The sequence below is a fragment of the Sporichthya brevicatena genome (assembly GCF_039525035.1).
Taxonomy (GTDB): domain Bacteria; phylum Actinomycetota; class Actinomycetes; order Sporichthyales; family Sporichthyaceae; genus Sporichthya; species Sporichthya brevicatena.
The window spans coordinates 1-1331 of record NZ_BAAAHE010000088.1 but is presented as its reverse complement, the minus strand read 5'-3'; the positions used below and the strand labels follow the sequence as shown (position 1 = coordinate 1331).

Sequence of the window (1331 nt, the reverse complement as noted above, 5' to 3'; positions counted from 1 at the left end):
CGGTGATGTTCACGACGGAGTGCGGCGGCTCGTCGCCGGTGACGTCACCGGCCGGCCAGGACGGCGCCCATTCGTCGACGTGACCGATAAACCGGGTGGACAGGTCGCTGATCACCGCCCCATTGCTGGATACCCAGTCCCGGCCGACAGAGTCGGTGAATGCGGTAGTGCCGGGCGCCAGCCCGCGGAAGTCAGCGTCGGCGACGAGGGTGCCGCCGATCCCGTCGTACACCTGCGCGGCCCAAATCTTCCCCAGGGTGTCGGGGAAAGATGCCACGTCGCCGACCACCAGCTCCGTCGTGCTGCTGTAGATGCTGGTGGTGCCCGATCCGACAACGGGGTCACCGAACTGGGTCCAGGGCCCGTCGATGGTCGGGGCCGAATAGAAGGTGAGCGTGTGCCCGCCGGCGCCGTTGTTGACGTCGAGCGTTACGCGGTAGGCCGCTCGACTACCGGTGGGCACTGGGACTGTGCTCGCTACTTGTTTCATGGCGGTCCCGTCCTCGGACCACCACAGACGAAGCCGGCTGTTATTGTCGACAACGAGGAACCAGGACCGCTGACCTGCGGAGCCGTACTTTCCCAGCAGGTCGTTGTTGGTGTCGATCTCCTTGATCAGGAACTCCACGCGGACGTCGATGTCACCGGTGATGTCGAGCGGAGCAGCGTCCGCGGTCGTGAACCGAGATGACTCGGGGGCACCGACCCGGAAGTAGGACTCACCGCTGGGCACCGACAGCCGTAGCGGCGTGCCGCGGCGCACGTTCGGGTAGTACGCCCCGACCGGGTTGTCGGGGGTGTAGTCGCCGGTGACGTTGTCCAGCGTCAGCGACGTCGTCATCGGCTGGGTCTCCCCGGCTTCGTCCGAGCGGCCGCGCTGGATCGCGATGGACTGCGAAAGTAGGTCGGCCGACACGTCCGTCCACGACCACGACGACGGGTCGGACAGGTCGGCGCCGAACGCGAGTTCGACCTGGATGTCACGCTGCGGGTTGCTCATGCGCGTTGCCCGAAGAAGGCCTGGGCGTTACCGCCGGATTCGACACGGACCAGGTAGCGGAGCAGCTCGACCAGCCGCCGGTCGGCGCCGTTCGGGTCGAGGCGGATCACGGTCTGCGTGGCCGCCCCGCCGGCGCCCGCACCGAGCGCGGCCATCTGCTCGCGGGTGAACACGCCCTCGCCGCCCTGCAGGACCCGGAGCTGGTCGCCGGTGCCGGACACGATGCCGCCCGAGTGCAGCTTCGGGATCTTGATCGTCCCCTTCTTCCCGAGGTTCACCCCGGTGCGGGCCTTCACCTCGGCGATCGCCAGCGTCTGCCCGGCCTTCTCGA

At 68.1% G+C, this 1331-nt stretch carries 2 pseudogenes; both read right to left on the bottom strand.

Features of this window, described 5'->3' with window-relative positions:
* Window positions 1–841 (bottom strand): annotated as a pseudogene (locus ABD401_RS25050) (hypothetical protein); the annotation flags it as partial.
* A 155-nt stretch (window positions 842–996) separates the two neighbouring features.
* Window positions 997–1331, bottom strand: a pseudogene (locus ABD401_RS25045) (hypothetical protein); the annotation flags it as partial.